This window comes from Aequorivita marisscotiae (genome assembly GCF_029814825.1).
GTDB classification, from domain to species: Bacteria; Bacteroidota; Bacteroidia; order Flavobacteriales; family Flavobacteriaceae; genus Aequorivita; species Aequorivita marisscotiae.
This window is the reverse complement of record NZ_CP122379.1, coordinates 1,821,298-1,837,557: the sequence shown is the minus strand read 5'-3', so window position 1 is coordinate 1,837,557 and position 16,260 is coordinate 1,821,298. Positions and strand designations below refer to the sequence as shown.

General features: G+C 37.4%; 14 protein-coding genes. 9 read left to right on the top strand and 5 right to left on the bottom strand.

Annotation, left to right across the window (positions count from 1 at the left end; translation table 11 throughout):
* The first annotated feature begins 171 nt into the window (after nt 1–171).
* The 4 genes from QCQ61_RS08445 to QCQ61_RS08430 all read left to right on the top strand — a co-directional run bounded on the left by QCQ61_RS08445 (nt 172) and on the right by QCQ61_RS08430 (nt 7,258).
* Nucleotides 172–2,826, top strand: coding sequence for a YCF48-related protein (locus QCQ61_RS08445; RefSeq protein ID WP_279447198.1), 2,655 nt, complete (start codon nt 172–174; stop codon nt 2,824–2,826).
* A 310-nt stretch (nt 2,827–3,136) separates the two neighbouring features.
* Complete coding sequence (locus QCQ61_RS08440; RefSeq protein ID WP_279447197.1) at nt 3,137–4,651, top strand: helix-turn-helix domain-containing protein; 1,515 nt, start codon at nt 3,137–3,139, stop codon at nt 4,649–4,651.
* A gap of 32 nt (nt 4,652–4,683) precedes the next feature.
* On the top strand, nt 4,684–5,775 hold the full coding sequence (locus tag QCQ61_RS08435; RefSeq protein ID WP_279447196.1) for a tetratricopeptide repeat protein: 1,092 nt from the start codon (nt 4,684–4,686) through the stop codon (nt 5,773–5,775).
* Between the two features lie 184 nt (nt 5,776–5,959).
* Nucleotides 5,960–7,258 carry a T9SS type A sorting domain-containing protein gene (locus QCQ61_RS08430; RefSeq protein ID WP_279447195.1) on the top strand — a complete coding sequence of 433 codons (1,299 nt, stop codon included), beginning with the start codon at nt 5,960–5,962 and terminating at the stop codon, nt 7,256–7,258.
* A gap of 95 nt (nt 7,259–7,353) precedes the next feature.
* On the opposite strand, the gene QCQ61_RS08425 is transcribed toward QCQ61_RS08430, so the two are convergent.
* Genes QCQ61_RS08425 through QCQ61_RS08415 form a run of 3 tightly spaced genes read right to left on the bottom strand, consistent with a single transcriptional unit; the run spans nt 7,354 to nt 9,878 of the window.
* A complete protein-coding gene (locus QCQ61_RS08425) occupies nt 7,354–8,757 on the bottom strand; it encodes a DUF4097 family beta strand repeat-containing protein (RefSeq protein ID WP_279447194.1) in 1,404 nt (467 codons plus the stop codon).
* A complete protein-coding gene (locus QCQ61_RS08420; protein ID WP_279447193.1) occupies nt 8,729–9,349 on the bottom strand; it encodes a hypothetical protein in 621 nt (206 codons plus the stop codon). The genes QCQ61_RS08425 and QCQ61_RS08420 overlap by 29 nt, the downstream gene beginning before the upstream one ends.
* On the bottom strand, nt 9,333–9,878 hold the full coding sequence (locus QCQ61_RS08415; RefSeq protein ID WP_279447192.1) for an RNA polymerase sigma factor: 546 nt from the start codon (nt 9,876–9,878) through the stop codon (nt 9,333–9,335). Before QCQ61_RS08415 ends, QCQ61_RS08420 begins: the two co-directional genes overlap by 17 nt.
* 147 nt (nt 9,879–10,025) lie before the next feature.
* Between QCQ61_RS08415 and QCQ61_RS08410 the strand changes: the two genes are divergently transcribed.
* Nucleotides 10,026–10,562 carry a DUF2383 domain-containing protein gene (locus QCQ61_RS08410; RefSeq protein WP_279447191.1) on the top strand — a complete coding sequence of 179 codons (537 nt, stop codon included), beginning with the start codon at nt 10,026–10,028 and terminating at the stop codon, nt 10,560–10,562.
* A 46-nt stretch (nt 10,563–10,608) separates the two neighbouring features.
* Here the strand turns inward: QCQ61_RS08410 and QCQ61_RS08405 are convergent, their stop codons facing one another.
* A complete protein-coding gene (locus QCQ61_RS08405) occupies nt 10,609–11,037 on the bottom strand; it encodes an organic hydroperoxide resistance protein (protein ID WP_279447190.1) in 429 nt (142 codons plus the stop codon).
* 94 nt (nt 11,038–11,131) lie between these two features.
* On the opposite strand from QCQ61_RS08405, the gene meaB reads away from it, so the two are divergent.
* Complete coding sequence (gene meaB / locus QCQ61_RS08400; RefSeq protein ID WP_279447189.1) at nt 11,132–12,217, top strand: methylmalonyl Co-A mutase-associated GTPase MeaB; 1,086 nt, start codon at nt 11,132–11,134, stop codon at nt 12,215–12,217.
* Here meaB and QCQ61_RS08395 read toward each other — a convergent pair.
* Nucleotides 12,214–13,155 carry an NAD-dependent epimerase/dehydratase family protein gene (locus tag QCQ61_RS08395; RefSeq protein ID WP_279447188.1) on the bottom strand — a complete coding sequence of 314 codons (942 nt, stop codon included), beginning with the start codon at nt 13,153–13,155 and terminating at the stop codon, nt 12,214–12,216. The two genes, meaB and QCQ61_RS08395, sit on opposite strands and share 4 nt — an antisense overlap.
* 139 nt (nt 13,156–13,294) lie before the next feature.
* Between QCQ61_RS08395 and QCQ61_RS08390 the strand changes: the two genes are divergently transcribed.
* From QCQ61_RS08390 to QCQ61_RS08380, 3 genes are read left to right on the top strand one after another with little or no spacing between them, the layout of a single operon-like run.
* Nucleotides 13,295–14,005, top strand: coding sequence for a glycosyltransferase family 2 protein (locus QCQ61_RS08390; protein ID WP_279447187.1), 711 nt, complete (start codon nt 13,295–13,297; stop codon nt 14,003–14,005).
* The gene (locus tag QCQ61_RS08385) at nt 14,002–14,634 is read left to right on the top strand and encodes a lipid-A-disaccharide synthase N-terminal domain-containing protein (RefSeq protein WP_279447186.1); all 633 of its coding nucleotides are present in this window, start codon (nt 14,002–14,004) and stop codon (nt 14,632–14,634) included. Before QCQ61_RS08390 ends, QCQ61_RS08385 begins: the two co-directional genes overlap by 4 nt.
* The gene (locus tag QCQ61_RS08380) at nt 14,624–16,249 is read left to right on the top strand and encodes an ArnT family glycosyltransferase (protein ID WP_279447185.1); all 1,626 of its coding nucleotides are present in this window, start codon (nt 14,624–14,626) and stop codon (nt 16,247–16,249) included. The genes QCQ61_RS08385 and QCQ61_RS08380 overlap by 11 nt, the downstream gene beginning before the upstream one ends.
* The last annotated feature ends 11 nt before the right edge of the window (nt 16,250–16,260 follow it).

Genomic DNA, 16,260 nt, shown 5'->3' with positions numbered 1-16,260 from the left:
TCCCAATATATTTTTACATCAATTTAAAATATTGACTATCAATATTTTACACGTAATTTGTGCTTTTTAAATTCGTGAATTTTAAAAGATACTTCCTTTTATAATAGTAATACACCCTCTACTTTAGCTTTCAGTTAAAGGACTTCAATTTAATCAACAAAAACTTTTAAAATGAAAAAAACACTATTACTATTTCTAACTGTCTTTGCTATTAGTTCAGGTAGCATTTTTGCCCAATTTGTGGTAAAGCCAACTTTTTTCGAAACACAAGGCGTTTCTAATGAAGGTGTAATTTCTGGGTATGAAGCCCAAGCCGGACCGTATTCACTTTGGAATCCGGATACTAATACGTTCGAAATAATTGGCGGTGCCGCACCCGGTCAAGGTGTAGGCGGCGCAGTTAGATTTTCTGGCGATGGTAACCTGTTGTCGGGTACTTCGTATACAGAAATTACAACCCCAACAGAATGGGAAAAGTTAAATACGGGTTATAATTATATTTTTACCGGTATTGAATTTCCAGATAATCAAAACTCACTTGGATTTGCCGCAGGACAATCTGTTACCTACAACGGCGATGGCATAGTTTTACGAACCTACGATGCCGGCGATAGCTGGGAACAAATTTGGACCGGAACCGATCAAGGTATTGAAGGTATCAGTTTTCCAGATTCTTATACAGGTTATGTTGTAGGGTGGAGCGCTTACGCCGGTAAAACCTCCGATGCTGGAAATACTTGGACACCGATGACACCAGGTACAGATATTTGGTTTTATACCGATGTGGTTTTTAAGGATACACAGAACGGAATTATTGGAGCTTTCCCCAATAGTGCGCCTGGCACTATATACTATACGTCTGATGGTGGTAACACCTGGACCGCTGCTACTGGAGTAGCCGCAATTCCAGACCAACTTACATATGTTGGGGGAGACACGTACTTTATGGCTTCAAACGGGGGGACAATTCAAAAATCTACAGATAACGGGGCAACTTGGACTACGGTTCATTCTGGTTCGCAAATTTTAGCTGGTATTGAATTCTATGATATGAATACAGGTTTCGCCGTAGGTGACGATATAGTACTAAAAACTACGGATGGAGGCGCCACTTGGCAAACTATAACGGTTGCAAACAGCCCTGGTCCAATCTGGCGCGATGTAGCGTGGCTAGATGCAGACCATGTTACTTTAATAGGAACACCGGAAATGATTTTTAGCTCAGAAGATGGTGGAGAAACTTTTCCAGTAAACAATATGGGCACTTCTACATACAACGAGGCTCTTTACGAAGTAGTTTACACGCCAAATGGCCGCGGATTTGTTTTCGGTTCGCAGGGGGTTATGTTTAGAAAAGAAGTCGAAACCAATACATTCTCAATTCAATCAATGTACAATGTAGCCGATGCCGAATGGACTATTTTGGGGAGTTTCGGCGTTTCGTCTGACATCGGACTAAGTTCGGGGTATAACATTTCTGAAGATGGTAGTACAGTAGTTGGTAGCGCCTATGTTACTCCTACTCCCGGAGAGCCTGGCTTGGCGGTTCACGCAACAGCTTGGACAGAAGTAGATGGTTTAGTAGATTTAGGAAGCTTGTATCAAAATATAAACCGAAGCACAAGAGCCAATGCCGTAAGTGGTGATGGAAGTGTAATTGTGGGATGGCAAGATTTTAACGGGCCTTGGAAATCGGCAGTATGGCGTAAAGACGCTAACGGAAATTGGTTGCCAAACGAATATCTATTATTAGATCCAAATGGCGACCCAAATGACGAATTTAACCAATTAGGCGAGTGTAGTGCCATTTCTGCAGATGGTAATTGGATAGGCGGCGACGGGGATTATGCTAACAATAACGAACCATGGATTTGGAGTGAAGCTACGGGATATATATCATTGGGAACGCTATCTCCAGGTAGTGCAGGCAGCGTAACTGGAATAAATCACGACGGTTCTGTTGTAATAGGTTTCTTTCAAGTAGGACCTTTTGACCCAAATATTCCCTTTATTTGGACTCCAAGTGGTGGAATACAAGAATTCAACACTTTTATAACCGAAACTTTAGGATATACAATGACTGCGAGCCCTATTTATGTACCAAATGCTATTTCTTCAAATGGAGAATATATTACCGGCTGGGGATACGACGCTACAATTGGTCCTTGGGGAGAATTGTTTACATATAGAGTACAAATGCCTACCGTCCCTACGAACGACGATTGTGTTGAAGCAATTGCGCTAGCGTGTGGCGACTTGGTTACTAATTCAACAATATTTGGAACTGATTCTGGCGGGAACGCTTCTCCAGATGTGTTTTACTCGTACACAGGAAACGGTACCGCAGAAACCATTACTCTTAATGCCTGTGGCCCCGACACAACTTTTCCTACTACTGTTCGCGTTTACAGCGATTGTAATTTAACTACGCAAATAGCTTTTAATGACAGTTCATGTGTTAACCAACCAGAACTAGAATTTGAATCTGACGGTACGTCAACCTACATTATAATGATAGAAGGTTATGACGATACCAAGGCTGGAAATTTCCAATTACAGTTAACTTGTGAAGCTCTTGGTGTAAGCGACAACCAACTTACGGGCGTGGCTTTATACCCAAATCCAGTTAAAGATGTTTTACAAATTTCTGGTAATAAAGAAATTAAATCAGTTGAGGTTTACAGCGTGAATGGTCAGCGTTTAATGTTTAAAAACTTAAATGCAATGCAGGGCGAAATTAATTTAAACTCCTTGGCTACAGGAATATATTTCGCGAAAGTAATAACCAACAATGCTATTGGCACGTATAAAATTGTAAAAAATTAAAAATTAGTTAATAGTAATTTTTATTCATAGTTAGATTTTTTTTTTGAGAAAACCGTCCTCATTTATTTGGGGGCGGTTTTTTTATTGAGTAATTGAAAACTAAAGTGCTGGCACCGTTTTAACAATAAAACCACCTAATAGCACTAAATAAATAAAAGTGTTGATTATCAGTAGTTTGTAGTAATTGAAAATAAAATCATATTTTATAAAATTTCATTCTTAATTTAATACCGTAGTAGCTATTTTTACTGCAAAATATCCTGCAGTCATGCGCTTCTTTTGTTTAGTACTGATTTTGTTTAACTTTCAATTGTCTATCTCGCAAGAGGACAATATAAATCAGTTATTAACGCAAGCCGAAAATACAATTTACGCTAACCCGCAGGAAGCTATTCGCATTGTTGAATATATAAACACTAAAACAGATAATCCTGCACAACGCCTTCACGCTTCGTATCTTTTAACAACCAGTTACTATATACAAGGCACGCTGGATAAGGCGTTGGAGGTTGGTTTAAAAGCACTCCATGACAACACTCAGGAGTTATCTATAAACAATGTAAAACTATATGCGTTACTAATAAAAATATTGAAGGAGTTAGAGTTAAATAAGCTCGCTACAAGATACACAACTGCTGCAATTAAGGCATCCAATTCCCTGACAGATAGCGCCATACAAGAGTGGTTGCAGGGAAAGATTTTACAATACAACACCGTATCAGATTCTGCTGAAGCAACACAAAAAACTTTTCAAAGACTCTATAAATCAAAGGCCTACCTCACTAAATTTACTGGGCCTTTCCAGACATCACAAATTGGAAATATTAATTTAGACATTGCAGCCCTACAGCTTCGCGAATTTCAGTTAGATTCTGTTTCGTACTACCTTGATGAGGCATACACTGAAAGCAAAAAATACAATCCCGAAAATTATCTGGAAATGAAGAGTTTGCAACTTTTTGGCAATTATCTCTTTCTTCAAAAACAGCATACCGCCGCAATCGATTCTTTGCAAGTTGCACTGCGCATTGCCGAAAAATTCACACATCTTCAGGAGCAAATTTCTATATCAGAAGCAATCGCAGATAATTATTTAGCTCTAAACGATTTAGAAAACTTTAAAAATCAAAATGCCAAAACACAATTGCTAAACAGCGCACAGACCGATGTGGAAAATGACGCAGTTAATATAGCTTTTAATTTCAGCAGCACCAATGAGGCAGAAAAGTTGGCAACAGCCCAAAAGTCTTTACGTTGGAATGTTTTATTTTTTAGTGCTCTTTTAATTATGGTGTTACTATTGTGGGGCTATTTGGCTTTTCGTTATCGAATAAAAGCAAAGCAATACGAAAACTATATTGAGTATTTTGAAAAAAAGCAAAAACCAGCAGCCATTACTCCACCAAAGGAAGAAGTTGTAAAACACTCTACAGTTCCGAAAGAAACCGAAGAAAAGATTTTAGAAAAGTTAAACACCTTTGAAAATTCTATCGAATTCACAAAGCAAGATATGTCGCTTTCATTATTGGCACTTCAATTTGAAACAAATACAAAATATCTTTCGGAGGTTGTAAATTTCCATAAACAAAAGAATTTCAACGCTTATATAAACGAACTGCGCATAAATTATATAATTGAAAAACTAAAAAAAGACCCGGCCTATTTACAATACAAAATAAGTTATTTGGCTCAGGATAGCGGGTTTACATCGCATAGTTTATTCGCTACGGTATTTAAATCGGTAACAGGCATTCCACCCACAGCTTTTATTACTATTTTAAAAGATAAAAAAGAACGAATTGGCACAAAGCAATCTAAAAATTGACAACTAATTGTTTATATAAAAGGTATTTATGGATGGCAGCAATTATATTGTTGCCACTAACTGCGTTGTCGCAATCCAAGACAGATAGCATTCTTTCGGTAGCCACGCAGCAGATTTACGAAAATCCCGATACCTCAATTAAACTGGCAACCGAGATACTCACCAAAACTAATCTTTCGGCAGATGCCAAAGTACGGGTGTATTTAATTATATCTACAGCCTATTCATCTAAAAGAGATTATGAAAAATCTTTGGAATACACCCTTAAAGCCCTAGAATTATTACCCAAATTAACCGACGCTTATTTAAAGATTAAACTTTTAAATAGAATTGGCGGGCAATATCAAGAGCTAAAAATATACGACAAAGCCATTACGTATTTAGACCAAGCCAAATTGTTAATTGAGCAATTGCCTCAAAATGAAGTAACCATTAGAAGCTTGGGTTACAATAATTTAGTACGTGGTTTTGTATATCGCGAACAGATGAGTTGCGATATTGCACTTAATTATTTCGAAAAAGCCATAGAAGATTATAAAAATATTCTGGATCATCCCGCGGTAAAAGCCAATATTAGTACTTCTTATTACAATAGGGGCAATTGTTTAATTACTTTAGGAAGACTCAAGGAAGCAGAAAACAGCTTTTTGCAAGGGGTAAAATATGCCAAAACAATAGACGCAAAAAGCTTGGTAGCCTTTGCCCAAAAAGGACTTGCCGAAGTTTACACATCACAAGGCGAATATCAAAAAGCTATAGCGCTTATTGAAGAAGCGCTACAAAATTCGCAGGATGTTGGCGACAAAGTTTTAAATCGAGCCTTGTATAATGCCTTAGCGACAAATTATTTGGCCACAGGCAATTTAAAAGGTTATGCGGTATTTAAAAGTAAAAATTTAGAAATCCACAAAGAACTTACAAAAACAGAAAGGCAAACGATAGATACATCTATCAACGATTTAATTATCACGAATTCTAAAAAACTTGCATCCGTTAAAAAAACCACGAGAATTCTTCAAATATTATTTATTTCTTTAATTCTACTCGGTGTTATTTTATTAATTCGTTCGGTAATTTATTCGGAAAAGAGTCTAAAATCACTTAAGAAAAAATTGGAATTTTAATTTTTTACTGCTGATAACCTAACGAAATACCCCTAAACCACCCCACGTTAACCGCCTAATTTTTAGCATTTTAACAATTAAACGGTATTAGAATTCTGAATTCTGAAAGGGCGTTACTTTTAAAATTGCTGGATTCGCTTTACTTTGCGGCATCAAATTTTACTAATTCTATTTATAAACGAAAATGAAGAAAATTACTTTTTTAACGAAAAGCACAATTTTAGCGTGTTTTTTAATGGCGGCATTCGCAGCACAAGCGCAAATTGAACTTAAAGTACAAACCGAAATGTCTACCCGTTTTAACGACGTAAACGACAATGGCTTCGGAGTTACAGTTTTTGATTATTACGACTTTGAGACGAATACTTTTACACCAATCGAGTCTGACGCATTTATGGTACAGGCAAATAATAACGATGGTAATGTTGCCGGATATATGTTTTTTGATGAACCAGAATTCATTCTACAAGCAGCCTACAGATTTAATGGTGTTTGGAACCCAATAGGTTTTACTGCAGAGCAAGATCCATACGATTATGATGAAAACACACCATACGGAATATCTCCAAACAGCCAATATGTAACAGGCCAATCTAACATTGGAAATGACTACGGCGGATTTTTGTACAATACACAAACCGAAGAGCTTATAATTTCTTTAGATCCCCAAGGAGAAGCAAGTGCCGCGTACGCCGTTAATGATAATGGTATCATGGTAGGATGGGTAGATAGACCGGATAGTGGAGGAACCCTTCGCGTACCAGCGTATAGAACCTTAGATGGGGAATATCACTTAATCCCTGAAGGTCAATTGCCAACACTTACCGGTATTAATACCATTAACGATATTAATAGCTCGGATGTAATGGTGGGCGATTTTGATTTAAGACCATTTATTTATGATCGTGCGAGCAATACATTTACAAGTTTTGATAATCCAGCTGGTGCAGACTCCGCTGCTTTTGCAAGTATTTCAGAAAATGGTGTAGCCGTGGGTTTTGCAGATGTAGACTTTCAAACAAGAGATGCAATTATTTATCACCCTTCATTGGGCGACCAACCACTTTATTTAAAAGATGTATTGGCAGATAATGGCATTACCGTAAATACGGCAGACGGACTTTTAGGTACCGCAATCGCCGTTTCCCCGAACGGAAAATATGTTACTGGTTGGTTAAATGGTCCTCCTCCATTTGCTGAAGGTTGGATGGTGTATCTTGACGATCTTATCTTGGGTACAAACCACGTATCACAAAATTCAGTTTCGTTTTATCCAAACCCTGTTGAAAATATACTTCATTTAAATTCAAAAGAGGCAATTGATTCGGTAGCAGTTTATACAATTACAGGTCAATTAGTGTCTAATGTTACTTTTAATGATAACCTTACGGATATCAATCTTTCAAATCTTACAAGTGGTGTATATCTTGTAAAAGTTGCGAGCAATGGTAGTGTTGAAAACTTTAAGGTGATAAAACAATAGTAAAAACCTCCCTAATTCTATATAATAAGCCCGCATCCCTATTTGGAGCGGGCTTTTTTTATAAGTTAAATGTTCGCTTCAATTCATATTTACTTTTATTGAAGCGAAACATTACTATAATTAGAATTTATAGTAATGGTTTTAGTAGTCGCGCTATTTTGATTAAACCCTTTCACTAAAACACGGCCTGCATTTTTAGATTCTTTTAATTGAAGTCTTTTTGGGTATTTGAGCGTAGATTTATTCCCTGTAAAATAAAATGAAAACGCACCCGTAGGCACTTTTACCCGTGCGTCTGTATTTTCCAAACGTATATCTAATGTTTCAAAACCATCGGCAACCTTATCAATACGTAAATTGCCAAAGGAGCCCGATAGAAAAGCTTGGTTAGTAATTGTTCCTATTCGCACATCGCTGGAATTGGCTTGGAGACTAATATTTTGCAAATTTTCTATATTGCATTTGTCAACAAATTTTATATTCAAAACACCTTGTTTCCACAGGTTAACAGTAACCGGTGCATATGCAGCATTAATTGATGTACGGTCACCATCAATACTGTTTGCGGTAAAGGGCGTATAATTTAAATTGGCATTTACATTGCTGGCGTCGGCCATTTTTAAAATGCCATGACGAATGTTTATTTCTGTTTTGGTGTTTTTCGGCAACCTTATAATTATCGTTCTATTAGTCTTGTTACTGCTGCTTCCTTTTATAACAATAGCTGTACCGCTCGGCGATTTGGTTACGGTTTTTGAATAATCTCCACCATTCTTTTCTATATTCCTTTCCAATTCACTGGCCCAAGCCTCCATTTTTTGTCCGTATTCTTCGCCCCAAGCTTCCATGCGCTGCCCAAAATTTTCGCCCCAAGCTTCCATCTTTTTCCCATAGGCTTCCCCAATACTATCGGCTCTTTTTTCGTCCCACATGGCTTCAAAGCTTTTACCCCACTCTTCCATTCGCTTTTCAAAATCTTTCCCGAATTTTTTATCCATTTGGGCTTCAAATTTCTTCATATACCCCTCTTCATCTTTTTTAAAAGCTTCATAATCAAATTGTATATTACCAATATTTTCAAGTAATTCCTCTGGTAACGGAGGTACTTTTACGTTTTGGATCATCGGTAAAACCATGTCTTCCATCAAAGGCCCAATAAAATCCATAGAAGGCATATCGGCCATTGCAAAACTTTGGTTGGCGACGTTTGAATTAATAGTTATTCTTTTACTATTTCCCAATACGTCTAACTTCCAGTTTTTCATTTGTTGCTCCCTTTCACTTTTAGAAAGGTTATCGTCTTCAATAAAAGCTTCAACTTCCACTTTATTTTTGTTCCAAGTTTCAAAAATAACGTTGGTAAAAGAGGTGTTTACAGAAACTTCAACATTATCGATTACATTGAAGCTTTCAACATATTTTTGTTGCGAATAGCCCAAGGTACAAACCAGCAGCAAAGCGATGAGGATGTTAGGATTGTATAGCTTTAAATTCTTCATTATTTTGAGTTTTAAGTTCTTTTAATTTGTTTTTTAGTTTGAACAGCAAATCCAAACGCAGCTTTAAATTATCGATTAGGGCAGTTACAGTAGCTTCGGTGGGGCCCAAGGTGCTCAATTCGGCATTGAGCAAATTGTATTCTTTATCCAGTTCGGCGAGCCGTTGCATATAACCATCTACCACATCTCTGTTTTCCTCGGTTATTTTTAGAGAGGCCAGTTGCACGTTAATACCGGCCATGTAATACTCCTCTACTTTTTTAAGATCTGGTGAAATATCTGCCAATGTAAGTTTTGGAGCCATCTTATCCTCTGGCTTTTGAGAGGAATTTTCAACAACCTGACTATTTGGATTTTCAGAAATTACCGACGAGATATTAGACAGTTGTTGGTATCCAAAAAAGCTTACGGCAATAAACACAACAACTATCGCGGCAATTTTTAAATAAAGTATTATACCAGTATCTGCTTTAGATGATTTTTCTGAAAATACTTTATGTAGTTTCGCCTCAAAACGCGCTTCGTGCCCCTTCGGAAGCTTGCCGGGCTCCGGCGTGTAATTTTCGAGTAATTTTTTAATATCCTGTGCCATAACGCAAGTGTTTTAATTTTTCTTTTAATTTTGATTTTCCGCGGTGCAAATAGGTTCGAGAAGCATTTTCAGAAATCTGCAGTATTTCTGAAATTTCCTGATGATCGTAGCCTTCCAATAAAAATAGCTTAACCGTAAGTTTGTAATTTTCCGGCAAAGATTCAATGGCAGCCAGCACCTCTGAAATTGTGGCTTCATCGGCAATTGTCCAATCCGAATCTTCGTGGACCATTGTAAAAACTTCTTCGTTTAAAGATTGTAATTCCATCTTATTGCGTTTAATGCTGTCAAGGCAGGTATTTATTACAATGCGCTTTAACCAAGCGCCAAAGGTTACGTCGCCAGTAAATTGGCTCAATTTTTGAAATGCTTTAATAAATGCATCTTGCATGGCATCTTCCGCAGCCGCAGTGTCTTTTAAATATCTGTTGGCAATAATAAACATGCCGTTACAGTATTTACCATATAGCGCCATTTGCGCTTTGCGATCGCAGTTTTTACATTGTTCAATTAATAGTAAATCTGACAAACTCGACGGTTTTTTGGTTGCTGTTATTTAAAAGACGACAAAAATTGTGGGATGTTGCAAAATTGAATTAATTTTTTATGAAATATTTGAGATTTACCGTTTTAAATTGATCATTATTTACATTAACTTTGGTGAAATTGAACAACTATGAAAAAGAATTACGCAGATTTTAATAAACTCAATCGCTTGTTAGTAGCGTGTTTTGAAGCAGAAAAACTTTATTACAACGCCGCGCAGGACGTACAAACTACAGATTTAAAACGTTTTTTAAATTACATGGCTGTTGAGCGAAACCGGATGAGTCACGATATTTCTAACGAACTTCACTCGCGAGATATTGAACCGCTAAAACAAGATTCAGAAAAAGGAAACATCGATCGTACTTGGCAAGAAATTAAAGAGGCTCTAGAACACATTAATCCGGAAGCAATTTTAAATTCGTGTATAAGTCGCGATAAAAATAATTTAAAAAGGTACGACGAACTGCTAGAGCGCAAAGAGCTGCCAGAGATTATACTCGAGTTATTGGAAAAACAAAAGTATCAGTTAGAATGGTATATTAAGCAAGCCGCACAACAACTAAAAAATAGTCCGTTTATTGAACCTAAATCTCAAGAGAAAAAAAAAGAAGAACCACCCAAAGTAAACGAGGGTGGGAAGGTAATTAACTTAAAAGCAATGTAAATAAAAAAGCCCCGGATTCGGGGCTTTTTTGTTGATAATCAATTAATTATTCATCCAACAATAAATTTAAGGTAACAGTAATATTATCGCGCGTAGCACGAGAATATGGGCATACCTGGTGTGCTTTATTCACTAGGTCTTCACCAGTTTTAACATCTACTCCTGGCAAATAACAATCTAAGGTTGCTTTTAACTGTAGGTTATCTTCTTTGGTCATTCCTATTTCAATAGTTGCGGTTACGCTTACATCACCATCGAGCTTTACATTTTCCTTATCGGCTACCAATTGTAGTGCTCCGCCAAAACATGCTGCATAAGCACTGCCAAATAATTGCTCAGGATTTGTTCCCTTGCCGCCTTTACCCCCTAAACCCTTAGGAGTAGATAGCTCTAAATCTATTTTTTTATCGTCTGTGGTTACGTGACCCTTTCTTCCGCCTACGGCTGTAGATGAAGCCTCATATAGCTTTTTCATTTTTATAAGAATTTTAAAATTATTAATTTTCAATATACTATCTAAAACTCGTCTTTAAAAAAACAAATTCATAAATTTGTCCTAAATTCACACTGTGGCAGAAACACCTAAAAATATTAGCGCCCTAAACGAAAAGAGAGGCGTTCCGCAGCCCAAAACATTAAATAAAAAGGTAGCAGAACGGCATTCTATTTTAAAAAAGAAAAGCCCAAGTGTATCGCAATTGGTTTCCGAAATCTTAAATCAAAACCAAACCGCCCTTAGCCAAGCCATAACCCTTATTGAAAGTACCGCGCAAAAACACCAAAACCAAGCAAAAGAAATAATTGAACAGTGTTTGCCCCATGCCAATAAGTCTATCCGTATTGGCATTACCGGCGTTCCGGGTGTGGGCAAAAGCACATTTATTGAAAGTTTTGGCAGCCAATTGGTTTCTGAAGGTAAAAAAGTAGCAGTATTAACCGTAGATCCCAGTAGTAGCATTAGTAAAGGGAGTATTTTGGGCGATAAAACCCGAATGGAAAAACTAGTTAAAGAGCCTCACGCTTTTATTCGTCCCTCGGCCAGTGGCGATACTTTGGGTGGCGTAGCCCGTAAAACCCGTGAAACTATTATTCTGTGCGAAGCTGCTGGTTTTGACGTAATATTAATTGAAACCGTGGGGGTGGGCCAAAGCGAAACCGCTGTGCACTCAATGACCGATTTCTTTTTATTGTTAAAACTTGCCGGAGCCGGCGACGAACTGCAAGGCATTAAACGCGGGATTATGGAAATGGCAGATTCCATTGTAATTAACAAAGCAGACGGCGATAATCTGAAGGCGGCAAAAATGGCAAAAAACGAATTTAACCGCGCCCTGCATCTCTATCCCGCAAAAGAAAGCGGCTGGGCACCGAAAACACTTTTGTGCAGCGCTTTAAACAACGAAGGCATTTCCGAAATTTGGCAACTCGTTTCAGATTATTTTGAAACCGTAAAAAACAACGGCTATTTTCAGCATAAAAGAAAAGAACAAAACAAATTCTGGCTCATGCAAACAATTGAAAGCAGATTAAAGAGTGAATTTTACGCGAATCCCTCTGTAAAATTAGAACTCGAAAAACAGCTGAAAGCAATAGATGAAAATAAAACAACCCCGTTTGAAGCTGCAGAAATTCTTCTAAATTTAAAAAAATCTTAAAGCAAATTATCTTTAAACCAGGCTGTCTGCGCTTCCAAACCTTCTTTTAAGGTAGTCTGCGGATTGTAATTTAATAATTTTCGAGCTTTATCAATATTTGCTTTGGTTCGCGATTGGTCGCCAGCACGTGGCGGTTTTTGTTCAGTATCTATTTTTTTCTGAAGAATATCTTCCATAATCGCAATGCCATGCGCGGTAGTAGTTTCGGTCTCGGTTCCTAAATTAAAAATTTCGCCATCGCAAATCGTTTCCTTTCCAATTACACTTACAATTCCGTCCACAATATCCTGTACATAAGTAAAACTGCGCAAGTGTTTTTCGCTACCTTCAAAAAGCGGAAATTTTTTACTATTCAATCCGCAATCAATTAAGCGTGTGTATAACTTGTCTGGCCGTTCCCGCGGTCCATAAACCGAAAACAACCGTAACGAAGTTCCTTTTAACTTTCCTTCTCTGCTCTTTGCTAAAACTAATTGCTCTGCTGCCAGTTTAGTTACACCGTACCACGAAGCTGGTTTTGGCGCCACAGTTTCGGGAAAAGTAGCTTCCAACCCATAAATGGAAGACGTAGCAATGTTCACAAAAAAGGGTGGCTTCGGAAGCTTTTCAGCAAACTCGAGCAAACGTTGGGTTGCCAAAATATTATTGCTGAAATAATCCTCAAAAGTTGAAGTGTTTGAAATGCCGGGATGAGCTGCAAAATGCATGATATAACTTATGTCCTTCGGCAATACTTCGGCTAAGTTAGCAGTTCGCAGATCCAATGATTGTACGGTGATGTCTTTGGCCAATAACGACTTTTCATTTAATTTTTTAAGCGAAATATCGTAATACGATGAAAAATTATCTATGCCAATAACCTCGTGGCCCAGCTCCTGTAACCTTTCTGAAGTATGCGAACCAATAAAACCGGCAGCTCCCGTAACAAGTATTTTCATTTTATATTTTTTTGAAACAAGACTCCTTGCCATTGGCTAACATTTGTTTCAATTTACTTGCAAAATAACATCTTTTTTAGCGTTCTGCTGTATTCTACAAAAAAGAAATACTTTTGCAGAAAGCTTTTCAAAATCTACAATGTTCGAATTTACCATTATTGTACCCGTTTACAACGAAGAAGAAAACCTGCAACGGGTTGAAAAAGAATTACTGGCATACACTAAGATTGCTTTAAAAAAAACCGCAATTCTTTTTGTAAATGATGGTTCTAAAGATAATAGTCAAACCCTAATTGAAGAAATTTGTAGCCGGAACGAAGCATTTCAATATATTTCATTTAAAGAAAATCGCGGATTAAGTGCTGCCATAAAAGCTGGGTTTGACCATGTTGAAAGCCCTTTGCTTGGCTACATTGACAGCGATTTGCAAACCGCTCCGGAAGATTTTAATTTATTGCTTCAACATATTGGTGAATATGATTTAGTAACGGGCGTACGCGCAGATAGAAAAGATAAGTTTGTAAAAAATATGTCGTCTACGATTGCAAATGGTATTCGCCGCGCTTTTACGCACGATGGCATGGACGATACGGGTTGCCCATTAAAAGTAATAAAAACAGATTATGCCAAACGCATTCCAATGTTTAAAGGGCTTCACCGTTTTTTACCGGCTATGATTTTATTGCAAAACGGCAAAATAATTCAAATCCCCGTTCAACATTTTCCGCGTATGGCGGGCACGGCAAAATTTGGCCTTTGGAACCGTTTAATTGGCCCTTTGATGGACTGTTTCGCGTATCTTTGGATGAAGAAAAAATACATCAATTACGAGATTAAAAGCAAAGGATGAGCAATTGGATCGTGTACAGCATTGGTTTTTTAGCGCAAATTCTTTTTAGTGCGCGGCTCATTTTGCAATGGATTCTTTCTGAAAAAAGCAAACGCATTATTACTCCAGCCTTATTTTGGAAATTGAGTTTAATCGCCTCGTTTTTACTTTTTGTGTATGGCCATTTACGTGACGATTTTGCCATCATGCTCGGGCAAGCCTTAACGTATTACATTTACATCCGTAATTTACAGTTACAGGGCGAATGGCAGAAATCGCCAAAACTTTTGCAGATCTTTCTTTTTATTTTTCCAATATTCGTAGTGCTTTACGCTTACAACAATGGTGAGTACGATATTGAAAAGCTTTTTAATAACGATAATATTCCGCTGTGGCTTTTGCTGCTGGGCGTAATTTCACAAATACTATTTACGCTTCGCTTTGTGTATCAATGGATGGTTTCTGAAAGAACCAAAAACTCGCAATTGCCCGTAGGCTTTTGGCGCATGAGCGTTTTGGGTGCATCCTTAATTTTAACCTACGCAATTTTTAGAAAGGACCCTGTGCTGTTTGTAGGACATATTGCCGGATTGATAATTTATGTTCGAAATATTTTTATTTGGAAAAAACAGTTGCGCTATGAAAGTTGAGAAAAACTATTTATTACTATTGGTAATAACCTGTGCCGCTATTTTTTTTGTGAACTTAAACTCGCTTCCCGTAAATATTATGGAAGCGCGAAATTTTATCACGGCCCGCGAAATGCTAACCGATGGCAACTGGCTACTTACAACTATAAATGGCGAACCACGTTATCAAAAACCACCACTGCCCACCTGGCTCACGGCTTTTTCCGCGGCGATTTTCGGAATAAAATCAATTTGGGCTTTAAGGCTTCCAGCGGCAATTATGACGCTAATTTTAGTATTATGCTCCTATAAATTCTCGCAAAAACTAACTTCTGAAAAATTATACGCTTTTATCAGTTCGTTAATAATGGCAACTTCCTTTTACATTGTGGCCTCGGCGCGCGACGGACAATGGGACATATATACGCACAGTTTTATGTTTTTGTGTATTTATCTACTCTATTTATTTTTTACAAAAAAAACCCACAAATACCAAAATGCACTATTGGCAGGTTTTTTCTTTGGCTGTTCGTTTTTAAGCAAGGGTCCCGTTTCGTTTTATGCTTTGCTCCTGCCCTTTTTAATTGCCTTCGGAATTGTTTACAAATACAAAAACTTTAAAACACGCTGGTTGCCGCTCTTGGCTTTTTTGGTTGTTGCAACAATAGTTTCGGGTTGGTGGCATTGGTACACGCTTAACTTTGATCCGGCGGCAGTAGCAATCACCAAAAAAGAAACAACCAACTGGATAAGCTACGAAATAAAACCGTTTTATTATTATTGGAGCTTTTTTACCCAAAGCGGAGTTTGGACCATTCCGGCGTTTATCGGGTTGGTGTACCCTTATTTAAAGAACCGTGTTTTTAACAAAAAAGCATATCGTTTTACCTTTCTCTGGACAGTGCTTTCGGTAATTTTACTTTCACTAATACCGGAAAAAAAATCGCGTTATTTGCTGCCTGTTTTAATTCCAATGGCACTGAATACAGGGTTTTATATTGAATATCTTTTCCGAAGATTTAGAGAATTAAAAGATAAACGCGAAACAATTCCTGTATATTTTAATTTTGGCTTAATTGGCTTTATAGGAATTGTCTTCCCCATTGGAGGTTATATTTTTCTGAAAGATGGCCTCGCAGGAAACTGGCTTTGGTTTGCGCTGCTTTCGTTTGCACTATTTACAGTTGCTGTTTTTATTTTTCGAAATCTTTTCCGCAAAAAAATTACAACCGTTTTTTATTTAACCATTGCTTTTATTGCAGCGGTAATTTGGTTCGGTCTTCCGTTAAGCAAAGCTATTACCATAAACCCCGATTATAAACCATTTTCTGAATTGCACGATTTTGAAGAAAGGGAAAATCTAAAAATTTACGAATTCTCTGGAATGACGCCCGAACTTATTTGGGATTACGGCAAAAAGATGGAAATGCTTAATAAAGATGGCGAATTTAGTACCCCTGCCGAAAATCGTTTTGGCGTTTTGGTTTCTGAAGAAAGTTTAAAACATTTTGAAGAAGTGTATCCTAACTTCAAAAGAGAACACATTACCCGTTACGATATGAATCCGAAGGGACCGGACAGCAAAACGCACAAAACAAGGCTATACCGCGAATTGTTTATCGTTACTAAAAAATAATCGCCATTTCA